We start from the raw sequence: 26138 nt of genomic DNA, 5'->3' as shown, positions 1-26138 counted from the left end.
GGCCCCCGTAACGAAGCAAGAGGACCCGATGTCCACAGCCGCCCCCACCCGGGCGCCGCACCAGGACGCGCCGACCGGTCGCAAGGACCAGGGCCGTGTCGCTGCGGGCCTGTTCGACCCCGAGCAGCTCGTCAAGGCGCTCCCGGAAGCGTTCCGCAAGCTCGATCCGCGGGTGATGGTCAAGTCGCCCGTGATGTTCGTGGTGTGGATCGGCTCCCTGCTCACCACCGTCTTCTCCGTCAAGGACCCGGGCGACTGGTTCGGCTGGACCATCAGCGCCTGGCTGTGGCTGACCGTGCTCTTCGCCAACCTGGCGGAGGCGGTCGCCGAGGGGCGTGGCAAGGCCCAGGCGGACACCCTGCGCAAGGCCAAGACCGACACGGTGGCCCGGCGAATCGCCGGGGAACGCGAGGAGCGCGTCCCGGGCACCGGGCTGAGGATCGGCGACCTCGTGGTGTGCGAGGCCGGCGACGTCGTCCCCGGTGACGGTGATGTCGTCGAGGGCGTGGCGAGCGTCGACGAGTCCGCGATCACCGGTGAGTCGGCGCCCGTCATCCGTGAGTCGGGCGGTGACCGGAGTGCCGTCACGGGCGGTACGAAGGTCCTCTCCGACCGGATCGTCATCAGGATCACGACGAAGCCGGGCGAGACCTTCATCGACCGCATGATCAACCTTGTCGAGGGCGCGGCCCGGCAGAAGACGCCGAACGAGATCGCGCTGAACATCCTGCTCGCCTCACTGACGATCGTGTTCCTGCTGGCGGTGGCGACGCTGCCGCCGTTCGCCGACTACGCGGGCACCCATCTCACGATGGTGGTGCTGGTGGCATTGCTGGTGTGCCTCATCCCCACCACGATCGGCGCACTGCTGTCGGCGATCGGCATCGCGGGGATGGACCGGCTGGTGCAGCGCAACGTACTGGCCATGTCGGGACGGGCCGTCGAGGCCGCCGGTGACGTGTCCACCCTGTTGCTGGACAAGACGGGCACGATCACGCTCGGCAACCGTCAGGCCGCCAAGTTCGTGCCGGTCAGCGGGGTCACCGAGGCCGAGATGGCGGACGCCGCGCAGTTGTCGTCGCTGGCCGACGAGACGCCCGAGGGCCGCTCCGTCGTCGTTCTCGCGAAGGAGAAGTACGGGCTGCGCGAGCGGCACGAGGGCGAACTGGCCGGCGCCGAGTGGATCGCCTTCACCGCCCGGACCCGGATGTCGGGCGTGGACGTCGGCGGACGCCGGATCCGCAAGGGCGCGGCCGGTTCCGTCACCGCCTGGGTGCGGGAACAGGGCGGCACGCCCGCCGGGGACGCCGACGCCGTGTCCGACCGGATCTCCGTGTCCGGAGGCACTCCGCTGCTGGTGGCGGTCGAGGACGCCGACGGGGCACGCGTGCTGGGAGTGATCCACCTGAAGGACGTCGTCAAGGACGGCATGCGCGAGCGGTTCGACGAGCTCCGCCGCATGGGCATCAGAACCGTCATGATCACGGGTGACAATCCGCTGACGGCCAGGGCGATCGCGGACGAGGCCGGGGTCGACGACTTCCTCGCGGAGGCGACACCCGAGGACAAGATGGCGCTCATCAAGCGCGAGCAGGCCGACGGCAAGCTCGTCGCGATGACGGGCGACGGCACCAACGACGCACCGGCCCTCGCCCAGGCGGACGTCGGTGTCGCGATGAACACGGGTACGTCGGCCGCGAAGGAGGCCGGCAACATGGTCGACCTCGACTCCGACCCGACGAAGCTGATCGAGATAGTCGAGATCGGCAAGCAACTCCTCATCACCAGGGGCGCGTTGACGACGTTCTCCATCGCCAACGACGTCGCGAAGTACTTCGCGATCATCCCGGCGCTGTTCGCGGCCGTCTACCCGGGCCTGGACAGGCTCAACGTCATGGGACTGTCCTCACCGGACTCCGCGATCCTGTCCGCGGTCGTCTTCAACGCCCTGATCATCATCGCGCTGGTCCCGCTCTCCCTCAGGGGCGTGCGGTACCGACCGGTCAGCGCGGACCGGATGCTCCGCCGCAACCTCACGGTCTACGGCGTCGGCGGCCTGATCGCCCCCTTCGTCGGCATCAAGCTCATCGACCTGCTCATCTCCCTCGTCCCCGGGCTGTAAGTCCCCGAAAGCGTGCTGATCCCCATGAACAACGCGGTTACGAACACCGCCCGGTTGCTCGCGGCCGGTCTGCGAGCGCTGCTCGTGCTGACCCTGGTGACGGGCGTGGCCTACCCGCTGGTCGTCACCGGTATCGCCCAGGCGCTGTTCAACAACCGGGCGAACGGCTCCGAGACCGAGTCGGACGGCAGGGTCGTCGGCTCCTCGCTCATCGGCCAGGCGTACGACCTGCCGCTGAGGAAGGGCCAGGAGACCCCGGAGCCCGACCTGAGGTGGTTCCAGGGCCGCCCGCAGAACGGCCTCGGCAGCAACAGCGTCAACGCCCGGTACCGACTGATCCTGTCCGGCGCCACCAACCGGTCCGCCGACGACGAGGACCTGATCGACTGGGTGACGGCCGCCCTGGCCGCCGTCGTCAAGGACAACTCGGTCAGCGGCTACACCGTCAAGCCCTCGGACGTGCCCGCCGACGCGGTCACGTCCTCCGGCTCGGGGCTGGACCCGGACATCTCCCCGCAGTACGCGGACATCCAGGTCCACCGTGTCGCCGGGAGGAACGGGCTGTCCGTGTCCCGGGTGGAGAAGCTGGTGGAGGACCACACCGACGGCCGCACCCTGGGCTTCATCGGCGAGCCCCGGGTCAACGTCCTGGCACTCAACGTCGCGCTCGAAGACCTTCTGGCGAAGCGCTGATGACGCGCCGCGGTCAGGAGAGCCAGTCGGTGCAGTGGGGCGGGGCGATGCGGGCGTCGCTCGGGGCGGTGCGGAAATCAGCTCGGTGGTGTCGGTTCTGTGCCGCTCCAGCGGAGGGTGACGTCGAGGTGGGCGCTGACGCCGGCGCTCGACAGGACCGCGCCGAGTTTGGCGTCCAGGACGACGCCGAAGGTGACCTCCACCTCGTCGGGCCGTTGGGCGACGCTGCGGAACTGGCCGATCACCTCGGAGGCGGCGGAGGTGATCGGCGCCAGTGCCTCGCGCAGGCTTGCTCCCGCGCTCTCCAGACGCGTCCCCAGCCCCACGGCTCCGGTGCCGGTGCGGGCGGGTGGGGCCACGAGAACGACGGTGCCGTCGTCGAGGGTGAACTGGACGGCGTCCGGCATGAAGACTCCTGGAGGGATCCGGGGTGGTTCGGGCGGTGGTGCAGGCGTGGTTCAGAGGTGGCTCAGGGGGTGCTGCAGAGCGGGGGTGCGGACTCGGGGCGTGGGTGTCCGAGTTCGTCCTGGACCTCGTCGAGTGCCTTCAGCAGCGGACCCTCCGCTTCGCCGTTCGCGTACTCCAGGACCGCCCGGTAGAAGGCGGCGGACACGTCGGGATCCATCGCGTCGGCGGCGCTGAAGCAGAGCGTGTATGCGGGGGAGCGGAGCATCTCGGCTATGCCGTCCTGGACGGCGTTGGCGTACTTCGTCACCTCGCGGTCGGCGGAGAGCGCGAAGCCGGGTTCGTTCACCCAGGCCTGCTGTGCCCGCGCACCCGCCAGATACGCGATGAACGTGTCAGCACTCTCGTTCCCGGTGAACTTTCCGACGAAGTCCGCCGAGACCTGCAGGGTCCTGCCGGCGGGCGGTACGTACATGTACCCGTCCCTCTCCTTCACCTGGGCCGCGTCGAAAGGCATCGCGGACAGGGCGCCGTGGCTCAGGGAACACTCCTTGGTGGTCATCTTCCTTGCGGCGTCGCGGAAGTTGGACGTGGCCGCGTGCTTGCGTGCGGCACCCACGAGATCCCCCCACGAGGTCCACGCGTCGTGGGCGGGTCCGTCGTCCCACTTCGCGTCCCCCGAGGCCCAGCGGGTGTACTTGTCGACGCCCACCTCGGCGAGCAGGATGTCCGCTATCCAGTCGGCGCCGGGCCAGCCGGAGGTCGGACCGGACTCCAGCCCCAGGCACCAGTCGGAGGAACCCGGCCGGAGATCGGACCCGTTCGCGGGACGGTCGGTGAGCCTGGCGTCGTACCAGACGAGGCTCTTGACGTCGGCCTTGACGGGGACGGCGTAGACGGCCCCCCTGTGCTCGCCGAGCCCGCGAAACGGCTGCACGTACGTGCCCGTGTCGACGTCCAGTTTCCGCAGCGCCCCCTCCTCCCGGTACTTGGCGATCGCTCCCACGCTGGGCAGCACCGCCAGATCGGGCTTCGCGTCCGCGGCCACCGCGGCGTCGAGCTGCTGGGTCAGGGCGCGGGTGACCTGTGGTTCGACGTCGATGCCGGGGTGCAGGCTCTCGAAGGCCTCGACGACCGCGTAGAACGCCTCGAACTCGGTGCCGGACCAGGGAACCATGATGGTCACCGTGTCCTTCTCCGGTCCGGCGCACGCGACCGGCGCCAGGAGCAGCCCGAGGACCAGGGCGCAGCGTACGAGGGGTGCCGCGAATCTTCTCATGAGCGAGGGAACCTGTATTCGGCGAGACGGGGACGATAGGCCAGGTACGCGAGCGCGCCGGCGGCGGCGAGCACGGGCAGCGCGATCGCCATGGTGAGCGCGGGGGTCACGCACATGAGGACGCTGATCGAGGCCGTGGCCAGCAGGGCCAGGACGAGGGCCGGACTGGGATACCGCCGGAAGCGTTGGACGACGATGCGGCCGGTCGCACCGACCAGCAGCAGCATGACCGCCGGCGGTCCCATGAACAGGGGCCACAGAAGCGCGCGGTCGCACCAGCCCGACGTGCGCTGGCCCTTCGCGGCCTCGTTCTCCAACTCCTCGAGATCCTTGAGCGATTGCTTGAGGCCGCAGGTGAAGGGGGCCTGGGCGTCGGCGCCGCACTTCGGGTCGTCCAGTGCGTCGCCGACCTTCTTCACGGCCGGGGCTCCGTCGAGAACCGCCGTGTTGGCCATCCGCACACTCGTGGCCAACTGGCCCTGGACGAACTGGATGTGGCTAAGCCCCTCCTCCCCGGCTCCGTTGCCCTCCGTCGCCGAGGTGAGGTGGGAGCTCACGCGGGCGGTGGCGTTGGCGAAGTCGGCACCGGTGCCGGTCAGGCTGATCGCCCCGGGTTCGTCGATCTCGGAGACGTCGTCGAGCGCGGCCTTCGCCTTCACGGCCTGGCCCTGTGCCTGCCGGATGTGGTCGATGGCCTCCAGCGTGCGTTCGGAGGCGGCGAGCTGGTCCCCGGCCCGGTTGGCCACCACCAGATACAGCAACGTGGTCACCGCCACCATGGCCAGCACGCCCGCCCTGAGCCGGCGCAGCACCACGATCGGATGGGAGACACCCCGTGCCCCGATCACAGCGCGTCCATCGGCTCATCGGCCACGCCCGCGTCCCCGAACCGGTGCCCGCACTCCTCGCAGAACTTGGCCGTGGGCGATGTCGACGTCGTGGCGCACCGTGGGCACACGCGCGGCAGTCCGGCGTCCCGGGGCGGAAGGTCGTGCTGGTCGACCGGTCGTCTCGCGGTCTTGGTCGAGTCGACGCCGATTCCGAGTATCTGCCCCCGGGAGACGTCCGGCCGCACCCGCAGCCGGCCGTCGGGGCCGCCGGACGCCACCGCGCGCAGCAGCCTCAGGCGCGTGGTGTCCCCGAGGGATTGCGCGAGGCCTATCGCGAGGCGCAGTTCGCGGTCCGCGCGGTCGAGGTCCCCGCGCAGATGGGCGTCGGCGCAGGCGCGCATGGCCATGCCGAGTTCGCGTTCGTTCTCGACGCGGGTGAGGTCGGGGGAGCGGGCGATGCCGAATCCGGGTGTCGAGCGGCGGCGTACGACCATGGCCGCGGTCTCGGAGCAGGGCCGGCGGGTTCCGTCGGGGAACTCGGCGTGCAGCGTGACGCGGGCGGCGCGCAGGGTCTCGTCGACGGTCAGGCTGTCGGGGTCGACGCGCAGGGAGATCTGGTACTGGCGGCTCTCCGGAGGCCAGGATCCGAGGGGGATGTGCGTCTCCCCGTCCCGCAGTTGACGTGCCGTCAGTTCCGCTTCGACGGGACGCGTCTGCCGTACGAAGGTGAGCTCGAAACGGCTGTTGAGGCGCAGGCCCAGATAGACCCGGGGTACGACGATCCGCTGCGCCTCACGCATCAGGCGGGTGAAGTCCTCGGTGAGGTCGGAGATGGTGACGACGGCCTCGGCGGCGCCGTGCAGGGCCTCGGTGACGCGGAGGACCTCGGTGTAGTGCCAGTCGTCGCCCAGGCCCCTCGCGTCGCAGATGAAGTGGTCGGTGCACGTCGTGAGGATCTCGCCGAGTTGTTCGGGTGTCTCGTGCTCGTCCTTGCCGTCCGTGTAGAGCACCGCGTGGCGCACCGTGGCGGGGGACTCCACCGAGGCGAAGAGGTGGCGGGCGCGCGCCAGCCACTGGCCGATCGCCGTGCCGCCCTCCGGGAGTTGGCCGAGCACCCGCAGCTTGGCGTCCGCGCGGGTGAAGGCGTCGACGCGGGCCAGGCCGCCCGTCGTCGGAAAGATCACCTCGGCCTTGTGGTTGCCCGCGACGATCCCCAGGAGGGTGCCGTCCCGCAGGGTGTCGATGGCCGCGCACATCGCGCGTTTCGCCTCGTCCAGCTTGTGGCCGGTCATGGACAGCGAGCGGTCCATGATGAGGATCTCGGCGTTCGGAGTCTGCGCGGCCGGGCCCGCGGCGGAGTCCGCCGTGACGGTGATCAGGGCGTCCGCGCGTACCTCGTCGTAGGGCAGATCCGAGGGCGCGTCCACTTCCAGGGCAAAGCTGAGCCCTAACGGATACCTGTCCCCCACCGGCACCATCCGATCGTGTCGCCGCGTGTTCCCCTACGGAGCGTGTACGCGTTCTCGACGGAACGTGTCAGGAGCTTAGCCTGCCGGGCGTCGCTCCGAAACGGGAATGACCCGTTCTGCCACGCTTGCCCGGCCGGCTCCATCTCAGCGCCGGACGCAGCCGGTTGGCCAGGTCCACCAGTGCGACGTACTCGCGCTCGGTCGGCGCGTGCGGACCGAGCGCGCGGATCGCGTCGGACAGCTTCAGCCGGTCATGGGTGCGCAGGAACTCCGCGTACTGGATCTCGGCGCGCAGCGCGGCCGCCCCCGCCTCGTCCACGTCGAGGCCGGGCAGGGCCGCCCTGGCTCGGGCCACGTCGTCCTCGGTCGGCGCAGGGTGGCCCGGCTGGGAGAGGACCATGACGCGCAGGCGGACGGCCGCCACGCGCGCCTCGCGCTCGTAGCGGAACTCCTCGGCCAGTTGTTCGGCGACGTCCACCGCCTTCGCGCGCTCACCGGCCAGCAGCAGGACACGGGCCAGGCCGAAGCCGGCCGCACCGAGCGCGGGCGTGGTGTCGAAGACCATGCCGTAGTGCGACCGCGCCACCGCGCGGTCCCCCCGGAGCTCCGCGCACAGGCCGAGGGCGAGGGGCGGTATCAGCTCACCGGGAAGCGCCCTGCGCACCTGACCGAGCACCACGGCGGCCCGCTTCGGGCCCCCGCCGGCCAGCGCGATCAGGCCGCAGTACCAGTCGGTCAGCCAGTGCCAGTCGGGCAGGCCCGCCGCCGCGAGCTGTCCCGCCGCCGACGCGGCGTCCTTTCTGCGCAGGGCGAGCCGGCTCTCGGCCAGCGCCCCGCCGGCCGAGCCCGTGACGGCCGGGTCGTCGGGATCGGACAGGGGGGCCGGGAGGGCGGCCGCGATGTCGCCGGGGTACGGCGAGGAGAACGGCGCGGGCATCCTCAGCAGCCCCTGCTCGTCCGGCTGCGCCTCGACCCAGTGGGCCAGGGGCCGGGCCGCGCCCAGCCCGCCGTGCAGCGACTCGGGCATCGAGCCGAACAGGGCCGAGGGGCGCGCCACCTGACGACACGTCGGCGGGGCCGCCACGACCTGCCGGATGACACCGCTGAGCTGCTCCGCGAACTGCCGTGCCGACACGAACCGCCACCACGGCCGCTCGGGGTCCGTGGCGCGGTCCAGCAGCAGACGGAGCGAGTCGACGCCCGGGGCCGAGCGGTCCGTCCAGCGGGCGCGGCAGACCTCGCGCAGGGTCATGCCCAGTCCGTAGAGGTCGAAGCCCGGCGTGGGGCGCACATGCTCCGGATCGCTCTCCGGCGGCGCGTACGCCCTCGTGTACGCCACGACCGGCCCGGTGTCCTTCGTGTGGCTGCGCACCGCGCCGAAGTCGATGAGCCGCACCCGGTCGAGCGCGCCCGCCGGGCTCTCCTCCCGGAAGCGGATGATGTTCAGCGGCTTGACGTCACAGTGCAACAGGCCCCGGGCATGCAGGTAGTCGAGCGCCTGGAGGACGCGGACCCCGTGCGCGAGGAGGGTCTCCAGGCGGTCGCCGGCACGGGCCGTGAGCGGTTCGCCCGGCACGTATTCGAGGACGAGGTGCGGCCCTTCGGGCTCGTAGCCCAGGATGCGGACGATGCTGTCGTGCCGGAGCCCGACCAGAACGTCCCGTTCGTGCCGGGCGGTCTTGGCGACCGACTTGTGCAGGGCCTTGAGGACGACGTCGGTCGCGAGATTACGGTCGTGGGCGAGGTAGGCGGCGCCGTACGCCCCGGAGCCGACGACCCGGGTGACGTCGTAGCGCCCGGCGATCGTGAGGCCGTTGGGCTGGCCGAAGTCGTAACGCGTGCGGCACAGCGGGCAGAAGCCGGCGATCCGGCCCGGCTCGCCGTCGTGGCCGCGGCCGACCGGCTCCCTGCAGACGGGGTTGGGACAGTGGCGGTGCTCCTCGGCGACCGGGCCCGACGAGATCAGCGGTACGTCCGGGGCCTGGTCGGAGTCGACCAGAGCGAGGCCGTACCAGGGGTCCGGGCGTACGTGCGCCACGCCGACGCTCGCGCCGCCCCGCGCGAGCGGCTCCGGTTCCGGGTCGCGCTCCGTCGACGCGGTGTCGTCCTGCGGCAGCGGCAACCGGTCGCACACCTCGCAGAAGCCCTGGTCGTCGATCGGGCCGCGACCGCAGTCGGAGCGGTTGCACATCTGGCGGCTCATTCCCGCGTGTCACCTTTCCTCTAACCGTCGGTTGACCTCGTCCACGTAGCGCCTGACCAGCGTGCGGGCGACCCCGAGGTCGATCGGCTCGGACTTCAGCGCGCGGAAGGCCGGGGCATGCCGGTCGGCGAGCCGTCGGTCCTCGACGCCGAAGTAGCGCGCGGCCCGCAGGCGGTGCAGTTCCAGGTGGGCGGTGAGGTCCTCGTGAGCCGCGATCATCCGGCGCAGGTCGTGATCGAACCGGGCCAGGGCGGCGCGGGCGTCGTCGGCCCGGTCGTGGATCGCGGCGAGTTCGGGACTGGGTTCCGTCGCCCGGGCCACGGCCAGCCGGACCCGCAACCGGGGCGCGGCGCGGGGCGGCAGCCGGGGCGCCGCGAAGAGCCGTATGCCCCACTCCTGTTCCAGCGAGGACGCGGTGTCCTCCTCCGCCGCGAGCTGTCCGACGACCGTGTGGACCTCGGCGGCGGTCACGGACCAGGTGGCGTCCCCGCGCAGCGGTTCGGGATCGAGGCAGACGTCGTGGGAGAGGTCGGCCGGTGGCACACCCTCGAAGCCGAGGACGAGGCGGATCCCGCGCGAGCGGGCGCGGGCGGCCAACTCCCCCAACAGCTCCCGGACGAGGGCCTCCGGGTCCCGGGCCCGGTCGACGCCGCCCACCACCAGGCAGGCGGGCGGCATGCGGCGCAGCAGTTGTCGCCGCACCTCGCGGGCGTCCCCGCCGGGGAGCCCGAACCGGCCCGTGAGGTAGCCGCCGACGTCGGCGACCGACCTGCCGCGCGCGTCGTAGGCCGCGTCGATGGTGCCGAGCCGGAGGACGGTGTCCCCGGGCGCACCGGTGAGCTCGGCGTCGGTGACGGTGGCCCGGGCCGCCGGATCGGCCGTCCGCACCAGCCGGACGAGCCAGGAGTCGCCCACGGCGGTCGTGCCGCCGGTGCCGACGACGACGGTGCCGGACCAGTCGCTGTCGAGCAGCCGGGTGAGCTCCTGCGTCAGCGCGAGCCGCAGCGGGTCGCCCAGCACGTCCCCCGGCAGCTCACCGTACGAGGGCCCCAGTTCGTCATTGCGGTCACCGCCGGTGAACTCCTCGATCCGGGGCAGGTACGTCAGGATCGTCTCGGTCGGCAGCATCCAGGCCGCCTTCGCGTCGCCGTTGACGTAGTCGGCCACCACGATGCCGATGACGCGGCCGTCGAACTGGCCGCCCACCGCCATCGCCCCGGCGCCCGAGTACCCCCGCTCGATCCACGGGTCGCCCTCGCGCATCCGCTTCAGCAGGCCCCACTCGCCCTGCCGGTGGCCGGATCCCGCCAGCTCCGCGTCCGCCCCCATGCCGAAGGGTTCGTCGTGGGGAAAGCCGTACACCTGGACCATGCCGCCGGAGATGGGCGCCTTCCACAGCGTGGTCCGGGTGCCGCAGTCGGCCGGCTCGTCGAGTTCGAGCAGCGCCACGTCACCGCGCTGCGTGCCGTGGTCGTGCACCCATGTGCCCGCGGCCACGTGCGCGGTGCGCGTCCACTCCGGGCGGCATGCCACACTGCTGATCCGCACCCGGGACGTGGTGCCCCCGGGCGCCGCTCCCGCGTACCGGACCACATGTGCGCAGGTGAGCACATGCCGGTCGTCGAGCAGCACTCCGGCGCCACAGGGCGTGCCTTCCTCGTCGTCCACCCTCACGCGCCACGGGCGGTCACTGTGGTGATGCAGCGCCATATGCCCAAGGTATGGCAACGAGCGTCACAATGCCCCGGGTTGGCGAGACGGGGTTCGCCGCGGCCGTCACCTCTGTACGCTCAGTTCGGCCAGTGCCGCCGTCCCACCGCGCACGCTCACCCGCACGTACCGGACCGCGTTCCCGTCCGCCCGGTGCCAGGCCCGGCCGTCCGCCGAGACCTCGACGGTGGACGACGTCGGCCGTTTCCGCCAGGTCGGCCGGACCGTGCGGATGTCCACCCCGTGTCCCAGGTCGACGGTGAGGGCGGCGCGCTCGGCGGCGGGGGACCAGACGGTGGCCGGGCTGCCGTCCACGGCCGCCTCCGGGTACAGCCCCGGCTCGGCCGAGGTCGCCGTCGCCGGTCGGCAGCGGGCCAGGTCGGGAGTGGGGGCGAGGTCGGGGCGGCGGGTCTTGAGGGTGACCGTGCCGGACAGCGTGTAGCGGCCCTCGGGGGTCTCCAGGGGCATCGGATCACCCGACCGCAGCCGGACCGTGGTGGTCTCCGGCCCGATCTCGACGTCGTACGCCCGTCCGCGCCACCGCAGTCCCGACAGGCGTACACCGTCCTTCAGTTGCGGCGGGAGCGTCGGGTCGAGGTGCAGGGCGTCGGCCCGCAGCCGCAGACCCGTCAGGCCGTGGGTGAAGACCTGCAGGAAACCGCCCTTGCCGGTGAGGAAGTCCTGCGCCGGGGAGCCCGCGAGCGGGTCGGCGGCGCCCGCCTTCTCACCGCGCGACTCCGAGAACAGCGCGAACGGGCCCCGCGCGAAGGGCTGGTAGGCCCGCCGCAGGAAGGTGTACGCGCCGCAGCCCGGCTCACCGATCGCGGCCGCGACGATCGCGTGCACCGAGTCGGTCATGGCCGGACCGTCCGGATCGGTGCGCGCGGTGTAGTGGTCGAGCGTGGCGGCCGCGGCGCCGTCCGGCATCGGCCACTCCAGCGGGTGGACGAGCAGCACGGTGTCGGCCTGCTTGATCGGGGAGCCGTCATAACCGTCGTACTGGAGGAACACCTTGCGCCGGGCGTCGTACGGGATGCGCAGCCGTTCCGCGATGCGCCGCCAGTCGGCGGGGGCGGGGTCGCCCAGCACACGGGCGGCGTCGGTCGCGGCGCGCAGCGCGGTCGCGGCGACGGCGTTGGTGTAGGCGCCGTCGGTGACACCGTTGCTGTACTCGTCGGGACCGGCGACTTCCCTGATGGAGTAGGAGCCGTCGGCGTTCGGGGTGACGCGCGAAGCCCAGTACCGGGCGAGCCCTTCGAGCAGTGGCCACCCCCGCTTCCGCAGCCAGGTCCGATCGCCGGCCGACAGGTAGTACTGCCAGGCGGCCAGCGCGATGTCGCCCTGAAGGTGGTTCTGGGTGACGCAGTGCGGCGGCTGCCAGCTCTGGCACTCGCTCCACAGCCGGCCGTGGCTCGCGCTCGTCCACGGGTAGAACAGCCCCTTCACACCGGTCCTCGCGGCGTTCTCGGCGGCGGCCGCGCGCGTGCGGTACCGGTACTCCAGCACCGGGCGGGCCAGTTCGGGGCGGGTGGCCAGCAGCGACGGGAGCATCCACGTCTCCGCGTCCCAGAACACCATGCCCGCGTAGTTGTCGCTGGTCAGCCCCGTCGGCGCGATGCTGTCCCGGGCGCCCGCACGCAGGGACGACAGCAGACCGTACTGCGCCGAGCGCACCCAGAGCTGCAGGTCGGGATGGCCGGGAACCTCGATGTCGGCGTCCCACAGAGCACGCCAGGCGTCCTGGTGCGAGCGGAGCAACGCCGCCCAGCCGCGCCCGGCGGCCCGGTGAGCGGCGGCTCGGGCGGCGGCGCGGGGCTCGCGGGAGGTGAGGGCGGTGTCGACGCCGACGTACTTCGTGACGGTGTAGGTGCGCCCGGCACGGACGGGGAGGGTGGCGTCCTGACGGGCACTCAACTTGCCCATCGGGCCGCCGTGTTGCCGGGTACGCCCGCCCGGCGCGTCGAACGTGGACGCGACCGCGCCGGCGACCCCGGTGCCGTCGGTGCGGAACGCCACGCCGATCGTGCGCGCATCGACGGGCCCCGCCTCGGTCTGCGTGACACGGCGGGCGCCCCGGCCGTCGATGCGGTCGGCGAGGGTCAGCCGGCCGTCCCAGTGCGGGGTGACGCGCAGCCGTACGGCTCCGGTGTGCGGGTCGTCCCGCGAGGTGAGGACGTCGTAGGTGAGATCCGTCCGGCGGCCGTCGGAGCCGGTCCAGGTGAGGCTGGTACGGAGGCTGCCGCAGCGCAGCGAGAGCGTCTGCCGGTACCGGTCGACGCGGCTGCCTACGCCGTAGGTCTCGCCGCCGGCCGCCACGTCGAGCCCCGTCCAGTTGGGGAGCGCGGCGAGTGCCTCGCGGCCGGAGGTGTTCTCGGGACCGCGGGCGTAGAGCCCGGAGACGAAGGCGCCGTCGTAGCGCGGGGTGTACAGCGGCCAGCCGGTCTTCCCCCCGGTCGCCGCGTATCCGGTGCCGGTGGCCGGGACCCGGGTGCCGAGGTAGCCGTTGCCGACATACGGGTGGAAGGGGTCCTTCGCGTCGATCCGGGTGGCGGTCGGAGCCCAGCCCGGTGCCGTGCACGCGTCACCGGGGGAGCGGGGCGCGGAGTGGGCCGGGGGCAGGGGCAGGAGCAGGGCGGCGGCCAGGAGGGGGGCGATGAGGTGGGGGTTCTTCACGGGTCGACGATGCAGGGGGGAAGGGGGCGCGGGAGGGAGATACGCGGGGGATTACCACGTACGGGGCGCGTACGGGCCGCCCGTCCAGGGTCGGTCGGCGCCGGCCGGGGCGCGGCACACAGCCCCGCCCGGGGCGGGAGACGTCGGTCGAGCCACTGCGGCGCGGCCCTCGGGCAGCACGCCCTCGACGTTCCTTCCAGCCGCCGTTGCCGCGGTCAGTGACCCGTCACCGGTTCGGCCGTGCGGCGCTGATGTCGCCGAGAGCCGACTCCGCGTCCCGCTCGATGGCCAGGTCTCCGATCGAGACGATGCCCACCGGGTGCTGCCCTTCGTCGACCACCGGCACCCGGCGGACGGAATGCTCGCGCATGACTTGCACCGCGACGCGCAGATCGTCGTCGGGCCCCACCGTGACGAGATCGTCGCTGCACGCCTCGGCCACGGTCGTGTCGTTCGGGTCGCCGCCGCCGGCCACCGCGCGCACCACCAGGTCGCGGTCGCTGACCAGGCCGCGCAACCGCTCGCCGTCGGTGACCAGAACGGCGCCGACGTTCTCGTCCCGCATCATCCTGGCCACGGCCGTCACCGAGGTCTGCGGTTCGACGGTCACCAGGTTGCTCGTCATGATGTCGCTCACATGCTGGGTCATGGAGAAGCCCCCTTCTCGGTGTGGGCGGTGTTCGCACCACCGCTCGGGGCCGAGTACCCGTGGGGGACGGTCTCGATGTGGGTGCCGGGAAGGAATGTCGAAGACACCTGGGAGCGCGTTGCCGGCGAGATCGCCGAAGCGCTGAGTTCGGCGCACGAGGAGTGCCGTGCCGACGCGGTCGTCCTGGTCGGCTCCCCCCGCCTCCCCGCGAACGGCCGGCCGCGCAGGCAAGGCTTCCCCGGGCCGTCCGCCGGGTCACGGTGCACAGCCCGAGCACGGCGGCCGCGCCGCCGGCTCCTCCCGCGCCCGGGATCCTCTCGGCCACCGGAGTGAAGTGGGGGACCGGCGTGAGGTCGCCGGTGCGCGCGTGGCAGGTATCCGTGCGGGGTGGCGAGCCGGTCGACCGACCCCCGGCCGCAGTACGACATCGAATGGAGAACCCATGGGACACGGCGGAAACGTCATCCAGGAACTGACCGTGGATCACCGGGAGGTGGACGACCTCTTCTCGCAGATCGAGGCGTTGCCCGGGAACGACCAGCGGCGACGCACCCTGGCGGACCGGCTCACCATGGAGCTGATCCGGCACTCGGTTGCCGAGGAGGAGCACCTGTACCCGGCGGTGCGCCGGTACGTCGACGGGGGAGACGACCTCGCCGACAAGGAGATCGCCGACCACGCCGAGGTCGAGCGCATGCTCAAGGAGCTCGAAGGCTGCCAACCCGGCGACGAGCGCTTCGACACGCTGATCCTGCGGCTGAAGAACTCCGTCAAGGCGCACGTCAGCGACGAGGAGAACCGGCTCTTCCCGATGCTGGCCGAAGTCTGCTCGGCCGATGCCCTGGAAGCGCTCGGTGAGAAGGTCCGCTCGGCCAAGCAGCACGCTCCCACCCGGCCGCACCCGTCCGCGCCGGACACCCCGCCCGCGAACAAACTCCTCGCGCCCGGTACCGGCATGGTCGACCGCCTGCGCGACATGCTCACCGGGCGCGGAAAGCAGGACTGACACGACCTGTGGCGGGCGGCGCGTCCGACTCCGCCACCGGCGTCCGGAGCTGGGGCCCTCCTGGTCCGTGGCCTGCGGGCTCATGACGGCATGGACGTGGAGGGCGTCGCGGTCGCCGCCGGGCTGCCTCACCTCGGCGACGACGGTGCGTACGGCCTCCCCGCCACGCACGCCGACGGGGGTGTGTACGGCGTCCCACGCATGCCGACGAGGGTGTGTACGGCGTCCCTCCCCCCACGCACGGGCCCGTCGGACGGGCGGTACCGCGCATGCCGTGGAACGGGCACCCGTTCGGGGGCGGCCACCGAGCGGCCCTGCGCCGGAGTCGGTGGCTGATGGTGTGGTGATGTCCGGCCGGTGCGGCCGGGGACGGGCTCGCCCGCCTGAGGCGGCTCGGCCCCCGGCCTGCGGCGCGGGGGGTCACACGGCCGTCAGCGCCCGCTCGCTCGGCACCCGCACGTCCCGTACGGCGAAGCCGCTGCGCACCCGCGCCGGGATGCGCCGCAGGGAGATCCTCAGGTCCTGGTCGGGGACGGTGCAGTCGAGGCCGGCCAGGCGGAGCGCGAGGGCTTCGAGCAATCCGATCGTGAGGCCCTCGCCGGGGCAGCGGTGCCCGGTGCGCGGCTCGCCACCGCCCTGCGGGATCAGTTCGTCGCGCTCGACCGGGTGCTCGAGGAATCGCTGCGGCCGGAAGACGTACGGGTCGCCCCACAGCTTCTCGTCGTGGTTCTGGCCGAAGACGTCGAGCAGCACCATTCCGCCGGCCGGCACCGAGACGCCCCGCCAGGACAGGTCGCGGACGGCGAGGCCGCCGAGGAACGGCGCGAACGGGTAGAACCGGCGCACCTCGTGCACGAACGCGGCGGTGTAGGCGGTGCCGCCGTCGCGCAACCGCTCACGCTGGTGGGGTTGCAGATGCAGCGCGTGCGCCGCGTAGGCGACGAACCAGCAGACGGCGACGGTGGGGCGGATGACGTTCAGCAGTTCGACGGCGGCCGTGTGCGGGTGCAGCAGCTCGCCGGTGGCCTCGCGGTGCCGGCACACAGCGGCGAGCACCGACGCGTCGGGGGCGGGGATCCTGCCCGAGCGCACGTCCTCCACCAGCCGGGCGAAGCGCTCCTCCTGACGGCTGCGGGCGCGTCGGGCCCGCCAGTGCCGTGGCCCGGCGGTGGCGAAGCCGTCGACCATGGCGACCAGGTCACGGGCGAGACGTTCCGTTTCGGCGTCGCCCTCGTCGAGCGGGACGCCCGCCCAACGGCACACGCCGCGGGTGAGCACCTCGCTCGCCGCGTCGAACAGCACGACCTGATCGGCCCTGCTCCACTCCAGTACCGCTTCGTCCCACGCCGGGACGACGTGCTCGACCAGACCGGCGATCCGGTCGGCCTGCAGCAACGGCAGGAAGAACTCCTTGCGGGCGCGGTGGGCGCCGCCGTCCAGCGTGTGCACGGCGTCGTGGCCGAACAACGTGCTCAGTACAGGTCCCGGGAGGGCGCCGCCGCGGCGCACGTTGTCCTCGTCGTAGAAGAACGGCACCGCGTCCGGCCCGCGCACAGCGAGCGCGGGCTTGCCCATCACACGGGTGCGCACCACGCCGTCCGGGCGTTCGCGCAGCAGGCCGGGCAGCCAGGCGTATCCCTGGGCGAGAGCCGGCAGGGAACGGTCGATCACGGGCGAGCTCTGTACGTCCATGGCCGCCGAGTGCCCACGCGCGCGACCGGGACACCTACGGGTGGTGTCCCCGGGGCCACACCGCGTGAACCCGGGTGCTCGGAAGCCGACCGGCTCCGGGCCGCCAGGCCAGGACGACGGCCCCTGCCTGCGATGCCCGCGCACCGGCGAGGAGACCTCCGTCCCCGACATGCTGGACGAGACCCGCTGGGGCGCGCCTACCCCGCCTACCCCGACCACGCCGTGGCCTGTGGGATCCGCTCCTCCTTCTCGCTGCCGATCGCCCCCCTACAGCCACACCGCCGGCGCCTCAACCTCTACGCGGGCCGCGGTCGGACAGACCGACCTCGCCGCCCTGCGGTCCCTGGCCGCACAGGCCACCGATATGGCATCGCCCTGGCCCAGCGCATCGGCGACGGCCAGGATTCGCCGACCGGCTGCGGGCCGCCATGCGATCCCCTGTTCCTCCCGCGGAGCGCACGCCGTCACGAGGGCGAGGGGACGCGACCGGCGGCAGGCTTCGGCGGTGTTACCCGGCAGCGTCAGGGGGTACCGATGACGCGCGGTGCGTCAGGCGCCGTCGGTTGTCGTCGGGAGGCAGGCATGGACGCTTCGGTGGACCGGATCGCACGGCCATGGGGCAGCCGTACTCCGTACGGCCGGGATGAGCCGTGGCCGCAACGGGTGGACACCTACCTGGACGAGGGTGTCGACCGGGCCATGGTGCAGCGGTGGGTGCAGACCGCCTCGATCCTGCACTCCGACGGCGACGCGATGGACATCGCGGTCATGGACGAGCGCATCGTGGGGGTACGCGGCCGGGCGCAGGACCGCGTCAACCGCGGCCGACTGGGACCCAAGGACCTCTTCGGCTGGCAGGCGAACGCCTCCCCGGACCGGCTGACCAGACCGCTGGTCCGCCAGGACGGGCGGCTGGTCGAGTGCGACTGGGCCACCGCCATGGAGCACCTCGTCGCCCGCTCGCGGGAACTGCTGGAGCAGCGCGGGCCGGGATCGATCGGCTTCTACACGTCCGGGCAGCTGTTCCTGGAGGAGTACTACACCCTCGCGGTGCTGGCCAGGGCCGGGATCGGCACCAACCACCTGGACGGCAACACACGGCTGTGCACCTCCACCGCCGCCGAGGCCCTCAAGGAGTCCTTCGGCTGCGACGGGCAGCCCGGCAGTTATGACGACATCGACCACGCCGAAGTGATCGCGCTGTTCGGCCACAACCTCGCCGAGACCCAGCCCGTGCAGTGGATGCGCGTCCTCGACCGGCTGGACGGCGCCGACCCGCCCCGCCTGGTCTGCGTCGATCCCCGCCCCACGCAGGTGGCCCGCAAGGCGGCCGTGCACCTGGCTCCGCGGCTCGGGACCAACCTGGCCCTGCTCAACGCGCTGCTCCACGAGATCATCCGCACCGACCGCGTCGACCACGACTACATCGCCGCGCACACGGTCGGCTTCGAGGAACTGGCCGCGCGGGTGAAGGAGTGCACCCCCGAGCGGGCGGCCGGCGTCTGCGACGTGCCGGCCGCGCGGATCGGTGAGGCCGCGGAACTCCTCGGCACCGCCGACCGGCTGCTGTCCACGGTCCTGCAGGGCGTCTACCAGTCCCACCAGGCCACCGCCGCAGCCGTCCAGGTCAACAACCTGCACCTGATCCGCGGCATGCTGGGGCGACCCGGCGCCGGCGTGCTGCAGATGAACGGGCAGCCCACCGCCCAGAACACCCGTGAGTGCGGCGCCGACGGGGACCTGCCCGGCTTCCGCAACTGGCAGAACGACAGCCATGTCGCCGACCTGGCGAAGGTGTGGAACGTCGAGCCGACGACCATCCCGCACTACGCCCCGCCCACGCACGCGATGCAGATGTTCCGCTACGCCGAACAGGGCTCCCTCCGCATGCTGTGGATCAGCGGCACCAACCCCGCGGTCTCGTTGCCGGAGCTGTCCCGCATCCGCTCGATTCTTTCCCAGGAGCGTCTGTTCGTGGTCGTCCAGGATCTGTTCCTGACCGAGACCGCGCAGCTGGCCGACGTGGTGCTGCCCGCCGCGACCTGGGGCGAGAAGACCGGCTCGTTCACCAACGCCGACCGCACCGTCCACCTGTCGGAGAAGGCCGTCGAACCGCCCGGCGAGGCCCGGCCGGACCTGGACATCTTCCTCGACTACGCCGCCCGCATGGACTTCCGCGACAAGGACGGCGGCCCGCTCGTTCCCTGGCGGGACGCGGAGTCCGCCTTCGAGGCGTGGAAACGCTGCAGCGCCGGCCGGCCGTGCGACTACACCGGCATCACCTACGACAAACTGCGCGGCCGCAGCGGGATCCAGTGGCCGTGCAACGAACAGGCCCCGGACGGCACGCAACGCCTCTACACCGACGGGATCAGCTGGGCCCACCCCGACACCTGCGAGACCTACGGCAAGGACCTGGTGACCGGCGCGACCGACGACGTCGTCGAATACCGCTCCCTCAACCCCGACGGCAAGGCCATGATCAAGGCGGCCGCCTACCTGCCGCCGCACGAAGCACCCGACGAGGAACACCCCTTCCAGCTGACCACGGGCCGCACGATCTACCACTTCCACACGCGGACGAAGACCGCGCGGGCGCCCCAGCTGAACGCGGCCGCTCCCGACGTGTGGGTGGAGGCGTCCGTCACGGACGCCGCCGCGCTCGGCCTCGACGAGGGCGACCTGGTCGAGGTCACCACCCCACGCGGCGCCATCCGGGGCCGGCTGCGCGTGACCGACATCCGCCCCGGGCTGCTGTTCGTGCCCTTCCACTACGGCTACTGGGACACCAAGGCCGGGCACGCCCCGGACGGCGACACACCCGGACGCGCCGCGAACGAGACGACCGTCACCGACTGGGACCCCGCCTCCAAACAGCCGCTGTTCAAGACCGCCGCGGCCGCGCTCCGCCTCGTGGAACGCGCGGACGGCCACAGCGCGCCCGCACCCACCACCACGGCGTCCGCTCCCTCCCGCGCCGACGCCGCACCGGCCACCACAGGCGGAACGTCCGCCCTCGCCACGCACACGAGCGACGCCGACCCCGAGGAGGACGCCCGGTGAACGGCATCACCCTCACCCTCCAGGCCCTCCACCACGGTGAGAAGCAGCTGGCCGAGCAGCTGACGACCGTGGCCCGACGCCACCGCGCCGAGCACGAGGTCCACCACGTGGCCACCGACCTCGCCGGATGGTCCCGTGAACACGTCCAGCGCCTGGCCGACGCCGCCCACGCCCACGGTTTCGACCTGAGCGACCCGTGCGGAGAACCCTTCGCAGGTGTGCCGGCCACCCTCCGGGAGAAGGCCGCCGAAGCGACGGGCCACCGCCCCGAGCCCGGTCTGCTGCTCCTGGGGGATCTCCGGGAGCTGCACCTGAGCGCCGCGGAGAACTCCCTGTACTGGGAGATGCTCGCGCAGGCCGCGCAGGCCACCCGGGACGAGGAGCTCCTCGCCGTGGCCTCGGCGTGCCATCCGCAGACGCTGCGGCAGATGCGCTGGACCAACACCATGATCAAGATTCTCTCGCCCCAGGTCCTGACGAGCCCGTGACGAGCAGGCGCCGGCCCCCCCGGGCCCGGACCGGGGCCGATGCGATCACCTGCGGGAACGTCCGGCATGCGACGTCCGGCATGCCCGGACGCCGAATTCGCCCGCGAACGGGCGGTCGACAGGAGAGGCGACCGGGCCGTGGCGGGTACCCGTCCGGCGGGGGACCGGACGTGAGCGTCCGGCCAGGACCGAGCCGAGGAGGTACGGAATGGGACTGCGCAATCACGTGGTGGTGGTGACCGGGGCGTCCAGCGGGATAGGACGGGCCACCGCCGACGCGTTCGCCCGCAAGGGCTGCGCCGTGGTGCTGGCCGCGCGCCGTGAGGAGGCGCTGGAGGCGACGGCCCGGGAGTGCGGGCGGCATCGCGGGGCGCGCACGCTGGTCGTGCCGACCGACATGACGGACGCGGGGGCGGTCGAGGACCTGGCGCGGCGTGCCGTGGCGGAGTTCGGCCGGATCGACGTCTGGGTCAACAACGCGGCCGTCAACGCGTTCGGCCGCTTCGAGGACGTGCCGTTGGAGGATTTCCGCAGGGTCCTGGACGTCAACGTGATGGGCTACGTGCACGGGGCCCGAGCAGCCCTGCGGGCGATGCGGGAGCGGGGGTCCGGCACCCTGATCAACGTGTCGTCGATCGTGGGCGCCGTGTCCCAGCCGTACAGCCATCCGTACAGCATGTCGAAGCACGCCGTCCAAGGGCTCGGGGAGAGCCTGCGGCAACAGCTGCGGGTGGAGGGGATGAAGGGCATTCATGTGTGCACCGTCATGCCCGCGACCATCGACACCCCGCACTTCGAACAGGCGGCGAACTTCACCGGGCACAAGGTGGTCGCCATGCCTCCCGTCTACACCCCCGAGCGGGTCGCCCGGGCCATCGTGGACCTGGTCGGCCACCCGCGCCGCGAGCGGGTCGTCGGCCCCGCGGGCCGCGCCCTGGTGCGACAGTCCCGCATGGCCCCCGCGATCGCGGAACGGACCATGGCCCGGCAGACGGCCAGGAGCCATCTGGATCACGACGAGGAGGCTCCGGCCACCCATGGAGCGCTGCACGTGCCGGCTCCGGGGGAGGGCGCGGTGCACGGTGGCTGGCACGGTCGGCGGCGCACGGCGATGCGCAGGACGGCCGTGGCCGCCACGCTGGCGGGGGCGGCCGTGACCGTCGGGCGCCGGATGAGCCGGTGAGCCGGGGGTCGCCGGGGACGTGACCGGCAGGACGACTGCGGTTCGAGGAAGCCCTGCTCCACCAGCAGGCGGATCCGGGCCACTGCACGGGGGCGGACGGCTGGTGTGCCGGGCACGCGTGATCCCGTTGAGGTGAGGGGATCGGGGCTCGTGCCGGGACGGGCGCGGCGCGGGCCGGATCCCGCGTCAGACCGTCGTCCGCTCGCCGAAGTCCAGCAGCACCTTGCACGAGCGGGCGGGGTCGGCCGCGAGCTCGAACGCCTCCCCCGTGTGGGCCACCGGCAGGACGGAGGTGACCACCGGCTCGACCGGCAGGCGGCCGTCGGCCAGTGCCCCGAGGACCTCGGTGAGCTCGTCGTCGAAGCGGAACGAGCCGACGAGCCGCAGTTCCCTGGTGATCAGCGCGTTCGCGGCCACCGGCGTGTCCCCGGGCGGCAGCAGGCCCAGACCCACCACGAGCCCGCCCCGGTCGACCCCGTACAGGCAGGTACGCAGTCCCGCCGGGTTGCCGGAGGACTCGATCGCGATGTCCGCGGCGAGTTCGTCCAGCCCGTCGGCGCCGGTCCCGACCCGTACGGTCGACGTGGCGCCGACCCGCTTCGCGACGGCCAGCGGCGCCTCGTGCACGTCGGTCACGGTGATCTCGGCCGCGCCCGCGGCCCGCAGCGCGGCGACCACCAGGCAGCCGATGGGGCCCGCGCCGGTGACCAGTACCCGCTTCCCCCGCACATCGCCGGCCTGCCGTACGGCGTGCCAGGCGACCGCGGCGGGCTCGGCCACCGCGGCCAGCCGCAGGTCCACGCCCTCGGGCAGCGCGAGCACCCGCTCGGCGGGCACCACGAGCACGTCGGCGAATCCACCCTGCACATGGGGATCGCGGGCGGCGCTGCCGAGGTAGCCGGTGTCCAGGCAGGTGTTGCGCCGCCCGGCGACGCACCTCCGGCACCGGCCGCACGACGCCAGCGGGTGCACGGCGACCGGTGTCCCCGGCGGCGGTGCCAGGGCGCCGGGTCCCGCCTCACGCACCCGGCCCACGATCTCGTGGCCCAGCACCAGCGGCTCGCGAAGCCGGAACTCGCCGACCGCTCCGTGGCGCCAGTAGTGCAGGTCGGAGCCGCAGATGCCGCCGTACCGGATGTCGACCGCGACCTCGCCGGGGCCGGGCACCGGCACCGGGCGCTCCTCCAGGCGCAGGTCGCCCGCCCCGTGCGCCACCACAACCCGCATGGTCCCTGAGTTCATGTCCTCGTCCCGCTCTCCGTCGAACGCTTCGACTGCTTCGGTTGGTTGCGTGTGGTGGGCGGCTCAGACCACCGCGGTCAGTCCGCCGTCGACGGCGATCACCTGCCCGTTCACGAAATCCGACGCCGGTGCCGCGAGCCACACCAGCGTGCCGACCAGGTCCTCGACCGAGGCCCAGCGGCCGGCCGGGGTGCGGCCCCGGATCCACGAGTCGAAGGCGGGGTCGTCAACCAGGGGCCGGGTCAGCTCGGTGACCACGTAACCGGGGGCGAGCGCGTTGACGGTCAGTCCGGATCCGGCCCACTCGGCGCACATGCCGCGGGTCAGCATCGCGAGGCCGCCCTTGGAGGCCGCGTAGGCGGCTATGCCGGGCCGGGCCAGCCAGGTCTGGACGGAACAGATGTTGACGATCTTCCCGTGGCCGCGCTCGACCATCCCGGCCGCCACCGTGCGGCCGACGAGGAAGGCGCTCGTGAGGTTGGTGCGCAGCACTCGCTCGAAGTTCTCCGCCGAGACCTTCAGCAGGGGCTCGCGGTGCTGCACACCGGTGTTGTTGACGAGGATGTCCAGCGGTCCGATGCCGTCCTCGATCTCCCGGACAGCCCGGCGTACGGCCGTCTCGTCGGTGACGTCGAAGGCCGCCGTGTGCACCTTGGCCCCGGTCCTCCCGGCCAGTTCCCGGCGGGCGCGCTCCAGTGCCCCGGGGTCGCGGCCGTTCAGGACGAGTTCGGCTCCCGCCTCGGCCAGTCCGGTGGCGAGGGCGGCTCCGATTCCTTTGCTGGAGCCGGTCACCAGGGCCAGGCGGCCGGCGAGGTCGAACAGGGCGGGAGCCGTCACGGCCGCACCTCCAGGGGAGCGTAGTAGTGCATCAGAGCGGCGTTGTCGGCGTCACCGTGACCGGCCGCGGTGAGCCAGCGGTGCAGTTCGGCGACGGCTGTGGTGACCGGCAGCGGCACGCCGGCGGAGCGCGCGTGGTCACGGGCGGCGTCGAGGTCCTTGACCATGTTGCTGATCCGCCCGGTGGGGGAGAGGTCCGCCTCGGCGAACTTCACGAAGAACTCCCGCAGCAGAGCGGAATCGGCCCTGCCGCCGGTGAGCGCGGTGAGCACCTGCCCGGGCGGCAGACCGGCCGACCGCACCAGCGCGGCGGCCTCCGCGAGTGCGGCGAATCCGCAGCCGACCAGCACCTGGTTGACGGACTTCACCAGCTGACCGGAACCGGCCGGGCCGAGGTGGGTGAGGTGGGAGGCCAAGGCGCCGAGGACGGGCAAGGCGCGTGCGACGTGCTCCTCCTCGCCGCCGAGCATCAGGGTCAACTCGCCGCGCTCGGCGCCCGGTGCGCCTCCCGACAGCGGGGCGTCGACCCAGCCGGCGCCGAGTTTCCCGGCGCGCTCGGCGAACTCGCGGGTGCGTCCGGGGGCGATGCTCGACATGTCGATCACCAGCACGCCGTCCGAGGCCGCGCCCAGCACTCCGTGCGGTCCGAAGACCACCTGCTCCACGATCTCCGCGGTGTTGAGGGAAAGGATCACCGTGCCCGACGTGGTGAGCAGTGCGGGTGACTCGGCCGTGGCGGCCCCGGCCCGGGCGAGCTCGGCGACGGCCTCGGGCCGGATGTCGTGCACGCGCACCGCGCGTCCGCACCCGAGCAGTCGGCGGGCGATGGCGGAACCCATGACTCCGAGCCCGGCCACGCCGACCTCCGTATCTCCTGACACCTGACCTCCTGAACCAAATGCTGTACTTGGAACAATATATTGGCCAACACTGCAGGGAAAGGCAATGCACCTTGGCCTTTTCATGCGATCCACTGGTTTCATGTACAGCATCTTGGAAGCTGTTCGATATGCTGTTACCGTCCGCCTCGACGTCTGCAGAGCTGAAACGGAGACCGTCATGACAAAGGTCGGCGAGGTGGTCCTCGGCATCGACCTGGGCACGACCGCCACCAAGGTGGTCGCGGTGGACGCCGCGTACCGCCCTGTGGCGACCGTCGAACGCCCGGCCCCCCTGCGCACCGGCCGGTCCGGCGAGGCCGTCCATGACCCCGCGGACGTGCTGGCCGGCGTCGCCGACGCGGTGCGCGAGAGCGCCGAGCGATGCGCGCGACGGGGATTGACCGTGCGGGGGCTGTCCTTCAGCGCGGCTCTCCACACCCTCCTCGCCCTCGACTCCTCCGGACACCCGCTGACCCCCGCCCTGAGCTGGGCCGACACCCGTGCGGCCGACATCGCCCGGCAGTTGCGGGCCGAGCGCGGGGAAGCCCTCCACCGGGCCACCGGCACACCCGTGCACCCCATGGCCCCGATGGCCAAGCTCGCCTGGTTCGCCGCGCACGAACCGGAGCTGTTCCGGCGCGCGGCCGCCTGGTGCGGCATGAAGGACTACGTCCTGTCCCGGTTCACCGGCCGACTGGCCACCGACCTCTCGTGTGCCTCCGCGACCGGACTGCTGGACATCGTCAGCGGCGACTGGCACACGCCGGCGCTGGAGGTCGCGGGAGTGCCCGGTGAACGGCTCCCCGAACTCGTGGCGCCGACCGCCGCGTTCCCGCTGCTGCCCGGCCCGGCTGCGGCGCTCGGCCTGCCTGCCGGGCTGCCCGTGATCGCAGGCGCGGGAGACGGACCGCTCGCCAACCTCGCGGTCGGCGCCACCGCCCCCGCCACGGCCGCGCTGTCCCTGGGCACCAGCGGGGCGCTCCGCGTCGTACGCGACCGGCCGGGCGTGGACGACCGATGCCGCGTCTTCTGCTACCACCTCGCCGACGGGCTGTGGGTGCTCGGCGGAGCGGTCAGCAACGCCGGAGTCGTCGCCCAATGGGCCGCGGAGTCCTTCGGGGGCGTCGACGTGGCCGACCTGCTGAAGGAAGCGGCCGAGGTCGAGCCGGGCTCCGAGGGCCTGACCGCGCTGCCCCACCTCCTCGGCGAACGCGCCCCCTGGTGGGACCCCGACGCCCGGGGCGCCCTGATCGGTCTGCGGCGCGGCCACGGCAGAGCTCATCTGACCCGCGCCATGATCGAGGGCGTGGGACAGCAACTGGCACTGGTGCGGGACTCGGTGGTCGCGGCCGGGGCACCGATCACCTCGGTGCGTGCCACGGGCGGAGCACTGCGGTCGTCGCTGTGGGCGGAGATCGTCGCGGCGGCACTCGACATGCCGTTGGAGATCACGGACGACACGGCCGGCTCCGGATTCGGCGCCGGACTCCTCGGCTGGCGCGCGCTCGGCGCCGTATCCCACCTCACCGCCCTGCCCGCGGACGTCTGGGCCCGCCCGCACCGCACCGTCGCGCCGGACCCGGTCGCCGTCCGTGAAATGGCCGGGGCCCGGCCCCGCGTGGAGCGGTGCTACGAGATGCTGCGGGAGCTCTCCGCGTAGACCCGAGGCCCATGGCGCCGACGACCGGCAGCGGTCACGGTCAGGTACCGTCA

The 26138-nt window shown here is 72.6% G+C and carries 19 protein-coding genes; 7 read left to right on the top strand and 12 right to left on the bottom strand.

Annotation, left to right across the window (positions count from 1 at the left end; all coding sequences use genetic code 11):
- The first annotated feature begins 28 nt into the window (after positions 1 to 28).
- Positions 29 to 2122 carry a potassium-transporting ATPase subunit KdpB gene (kdpB, locus tag ACIPFH_RS41485; RefSeq protein WP_401835017.1) on the top strand — a complete coding sequence of 698 codons (2094 nt, stop codon included), beginning with the start codon at positions 29 to 31 and terminating at the stop codon, positions 2120 to 2122.
- Between the two features lie 24 nt (positions 2123 to 2146).
- The gene (locus tag ACIPFH_RS41480; protein ID WP_401835015.1) at positions 2147 to 2815 is read left to right on the top strand and encodes a potassium-transporting ATPase subunit C; all 669 of its coding nucleotides are present in this window, start codon (positions 2147 to 2149) and stop codon (positions 2813 to 2815) included.
- 77 nt (positions 2816 to 2892) lie between these two features.
- On the opposite strand, the gene ACIPFH_RS41475 is transcribed toward ACIPFH_RS41480, so the two are convergent.
- The 8 genes from ACIPFH_RS41475 to ACIPFH_RS41440 form a co-directional block, all read right to left on the bottom strand.
- Positions 2893 to 3222, bottom strand: a complete 330-nt coding sequence (locus ACIPFH_RS41475; RefSeq protein WP_356254453.1) for a CU044_2847 family protein — start codon at positions 3220 to 3222, stop codon at positions 2893 to 2895.
- Positions 3223 to 3284: 62 nt separating this feature from the next.
- Positions 3285 to 4499 (bottom strand): ABC transporter substrate-binding protein, encoded by a 1215-nt coding sequence (locus ACIPFH_RS41470; protein WP_401835014.1) that lies wholly within the window; start codon positions 4497 to 4499, stop codon positions 3285 to 3287.
- Complete coding sequence (locus ACIPFH_RS41465) at positions 4496 to 5347, bottom strand: hypothetical protein (RefSeq protein WP_401835013.1); 852 nt, start codon at positions 5345 to 5347, stop codon at positions 4496 to 4498. Before ACIPFH_RS41465 ends, ACIPFH_RS41470 begins: the two co-directional genes overlap by 4 nt.
- Positions 5344 to 6756, bottom strand: a complete 1413-nt coding sequence (locus ACIPFH_RS41460; protein ID WP_401835011.1) for a VWA domain-containing protein — start codon at positions 6754 to 6756, stop codon at positions 5344 to 5346. The genes ACIPFH_RS41465 and ACIPFH_RS41460 overlap by 4 nt, the downstream gene beginning before the upstream one ends.
- Before the next feature lie 109 nt (positions 6757 to 6865).
- Positions 6866 to 9001, bottom strand: coding sequence for a tetratricopeptide repeat protein (locus tag ACIPFH_RS41455; protein ID WP_401835008.1), 2136 nt, complete (start codon positions 8999 to 9001; stop codon positions 6866 to 6868).
- 9 nt (positions 9002 to 9010) lie between these two features.
- Positions 9011 to 10711, bottom strand: coding sequence for a trypsin-like peptidase domain-containing protein (locus ACIPFH_RS41450; protein ID WP_401835005.1), 1701 nt, complete (start codon positions 10709 to 10711; stop codon positions 9011 to 9013).
- A gap of 66 nt (positions 10712 to 10777) precedes the next feature.
- Positions 10778 to 13384: a glycosyl hydrolase family 65 protein gene (locus ACIPFH_RS41445; RefSeq protein ID WP_401835004.1), complete on the bottom strand. Its 2607-nt coding sequence runs from the start codon at positions 13382 to 13384 to the stop codon at positions 10778 to 10780.
- Positions 13385 to 13610: 226 nt separating this feature from the next.
- Positions 13611 to 14033 (bottom strand): CBS domain-containing protein, encoded by a 423-nt coding sequence (locus ACIPFH_RS41440; RefSeq protein WP_401835001.1) that lies wholly within the window; start codon positions 14031 to 14033, stop codon positions 13611 to 13613.
- 442 nt (positions 14034 to 14475) lie between these two features.
- On the opposite strand from ACIPFH_RS41440, the gene ACIPFH_RS41435 reads away from it, so the two are divergent.
- Positions 14476 to 15039: a hemerythrin domain-containing protein gene (locus ACIPFH_RS41435; RefSeq protein WP_401834999.1), complete on the top strand. Its 564-nt coding sequence runs from the start codon at positions 14476 to 14478 to the stop codon at positions 15037 to 15039.
- A 420-nt stretch (positions 15040 to 15459) separates the two neighbouring features.
- On the opposite strand, the gene ACIPFH_RS41430 is transcribed toward ACIPFH_RS41435, so the two are convergent.
- Complete coding sequence (locus ACIPFH_RS41430) at positions 15460 to 16731, bottom strand: cytochrome P450 (protein ID WP_401834997.1); 1272 nt, start codon at positions 16729 to 16731, stop codon at positions 15460 to 15462.
- A gap of 582 nt (positions 16732 to 17313) precedes the next feature.
- Here ACIPFH_RS41430 and ACIPFH_RS41425 point away from each other — a divergent pair.
- From ACIPFH_RS41425 to ACIPFH_RS41415, 3 genes are all read left to right on the top strand, one after another.
- Positions 17314 to 19794 carry a molybdopterin oxidoreductase family protein gene (locus ACIPFH_RS41425; protein WP_401834996.1) on the top strand — a complete coding sequence of 827 codons (2481 nt, stop codon included), beginning with the start codon at positions 17314 to 17316 and terminating at the stop codon, positions 19792 to 19794.
- Entirely contained in the window at positions 19791 to 20282 is a 492-nt protein-coding gene (locus ACIPFH_RS41420) for a hypothetical protein (RefSeq protein ID WP_401834994.1), read from the top strand. Before ACIPFH_RS41425 ends, ACIPFH_RS41420 begins: the two co-directional genes overlap by 4 nt.
- Positions 20283 to 20490: 208 nt before the next feature.
- On the top strand, positions 20491 to 21465 hold the full coding sequence (locus ACIPFH_RS41415; protein ID WP_401834991.1) for an SDR family oxidoreductase: 975 nt from the start codon (positions 20491 to 20493) through the stop codon (positions 21463 to 21465).
- Between the two features lie 186 nt (positions 21466 to 21651).
- Here ACIPFH_RS41415 and ACIPFH_RS41410 read toward each other — a convergent pair whose 3' ends face one another.
- The 3 genes from ACIPFH_RS41410 to ACIPFH_RS41400 form a co-directional block, all read right to left on the bottom strand.
- Positions 21652 to 22707: an L-idonate 5-dehydrogenase gene (locus tag ACIPFH_RS41410; protein ID WP_401834988.1), complete on the bottom strand. Its 1056-nt coding sequence runs from the start codon at positions 22705 to 22707 to the stop codon at positions 21652 to 21654.
- 63 nt (positions 22708 to 22770) lie between these two features.
- A complete protein-coding gene (locus ACIPFH_RS41405) occupies positions 22771 to 23544 on the bottom strand; it encodes an SDR family oxidoreductase (protein WP_401834987.1) in 774 nt (257 codons plus the stop codon).
- Entirely contained in the window at positions 23541 to 24425 is an 885-nt protein-coding gene (locus tag ACIPFH_RS41400; RefSeq protein ID WP_401834985.1) for an NAD(P)-dependent oxidoreductase, read from the bottom strand. The genes ACIPFH_RS41405 and ACIPFH_RS41400 overlap by 4 nt, the downstream gene beginning before the upstream one ends.
- Before the next feature lie 178 nt (positions 24426 to 24603).
- Between ACIPFH_RS41400 and ACIPFH_RS41395 the strand changes: the two genes are divergently transcribed.
- Positions 24604 to 26085 carry a gluconokinase gene (locus ACIPFH_RS41395; RefSeq protein WP_401834983.1) on the top strand — a complete coding sequence of 494 codons (1482 nt, stop codon included), beginning with the start codon at positions 24604 to 24606 and terminating at the stop codon, positions 26083 to 26085.
- The last annotated feature ends 53 nt before the right edge of the window (positions 26086 to 26138 follow it).

This window comes from Streptomyces sp. NPDC088157 (assembly GCF_044741545.1).
Classification (GTDB): domain Bacteria; phylum Actinomycetota; class Actinomycetes; order Streptomycetales; family Streptomycetaceae; genus Streptomyces.
The sequence above is the reverse complement of the archived record's forward strand: the minus strand, read 5'-3'. Positions and strand labels throughout refer to the sequence as shown.

Bases quoted from the DNA above. Each gene is read 5' to 3' on its own strand.
- kdpB (WP_401835017.1), top strand. From the start codon at position 29: ATGTCCACAGCCGCCCCCACCCGGGCGCCGCACCAGGACGCGCCGACC.
- ACIPFH_RS41480 (WP_401835015.1), top strand. From the start codon at position 2,147: ATGAACAACGCGGTTACGAACACCGCCCGGTTGCTCGCGGCCGGTCTG.
- ACIPFH_RS41475 (WP_356254453.1), bottom strand. From the start codon at position 3,222: ATGCCGGACGCCGTCCAGTTCACCCTCGACGACGGCACCGTCGTTCTC.
- ACIPFH_RS41470 (WP_401835014.1), bottom strand. From the start codon at position 4,499: ATGAGAAGATTCGCGGCACCCCTCGTACGCTGCGCCCTGGTCCTCGGG.
- ACIPFH_RS41455 (WP_401835008.1), bottom strand. From the start codon at position 9,001: ATGAGCCGCCAGATGTGCAACCGCTCCGACTGCGGTCGCGGCCCGATC.
- ACIPFH_RS41450 (WP_401835005.1), bottom strand. From the start codon at position 10,711: ATGGCGCTGCATCACCACAGTGACCGCCCGTGGCGCGTGAGGGTGGAC.
- ACIPFH_RS41440 (WP_401835001.1), bottom strand. From the start codon at position 14,033: ATGACCCAGCATGTGAGCGACATCATGACGAGCAACCTGGTGACCGTC.
- ACIPFH_RS41435 (WP_401834999.1), top strand. From the start codon at position 14,476: ATGGGACACGGCGGAAACGTCATCCAGGAACTGACCGTGGATCACCGG.
- ACIPFH_RS41430 (WP_401834997.1), bottom strand. From the start codon at position 16,731: ATGGACGTACAGAGCTCGCCCGTGATCGACCGTTCCCTGCCGGCTCTC.
- ACIPFH_RS41425 (WP_401834996.1), top strand. From the start codon at position 17,314: ATGGACGCTTCGGTGGACCGGATCGCACGGCCATGGGGCAGCCGTACT.
- ACIPFH_RS41415 (WP_401834991.1), top strand. From the start codon at position 20,491: ATGGGACTGCGCAATCACGTGGTGGTGGTGACCGGGGCGTCCAGCGGG.
- ACIPFH_RS41410 (WP_401834988.1), bottom strand. From the start codon at position 22,707: ATGAACTCAGGGACCATGCGGGTTGTGGTGGCGCACGGGGCGGGCGAC.
- ACIPFH_RS41395 (WP_401834983.1), top strand. From the start codon at position 24,604: ATGACAAAGGTCGGCGAGGTGGTCCTCGGCATCGACCTGGGCACGACC.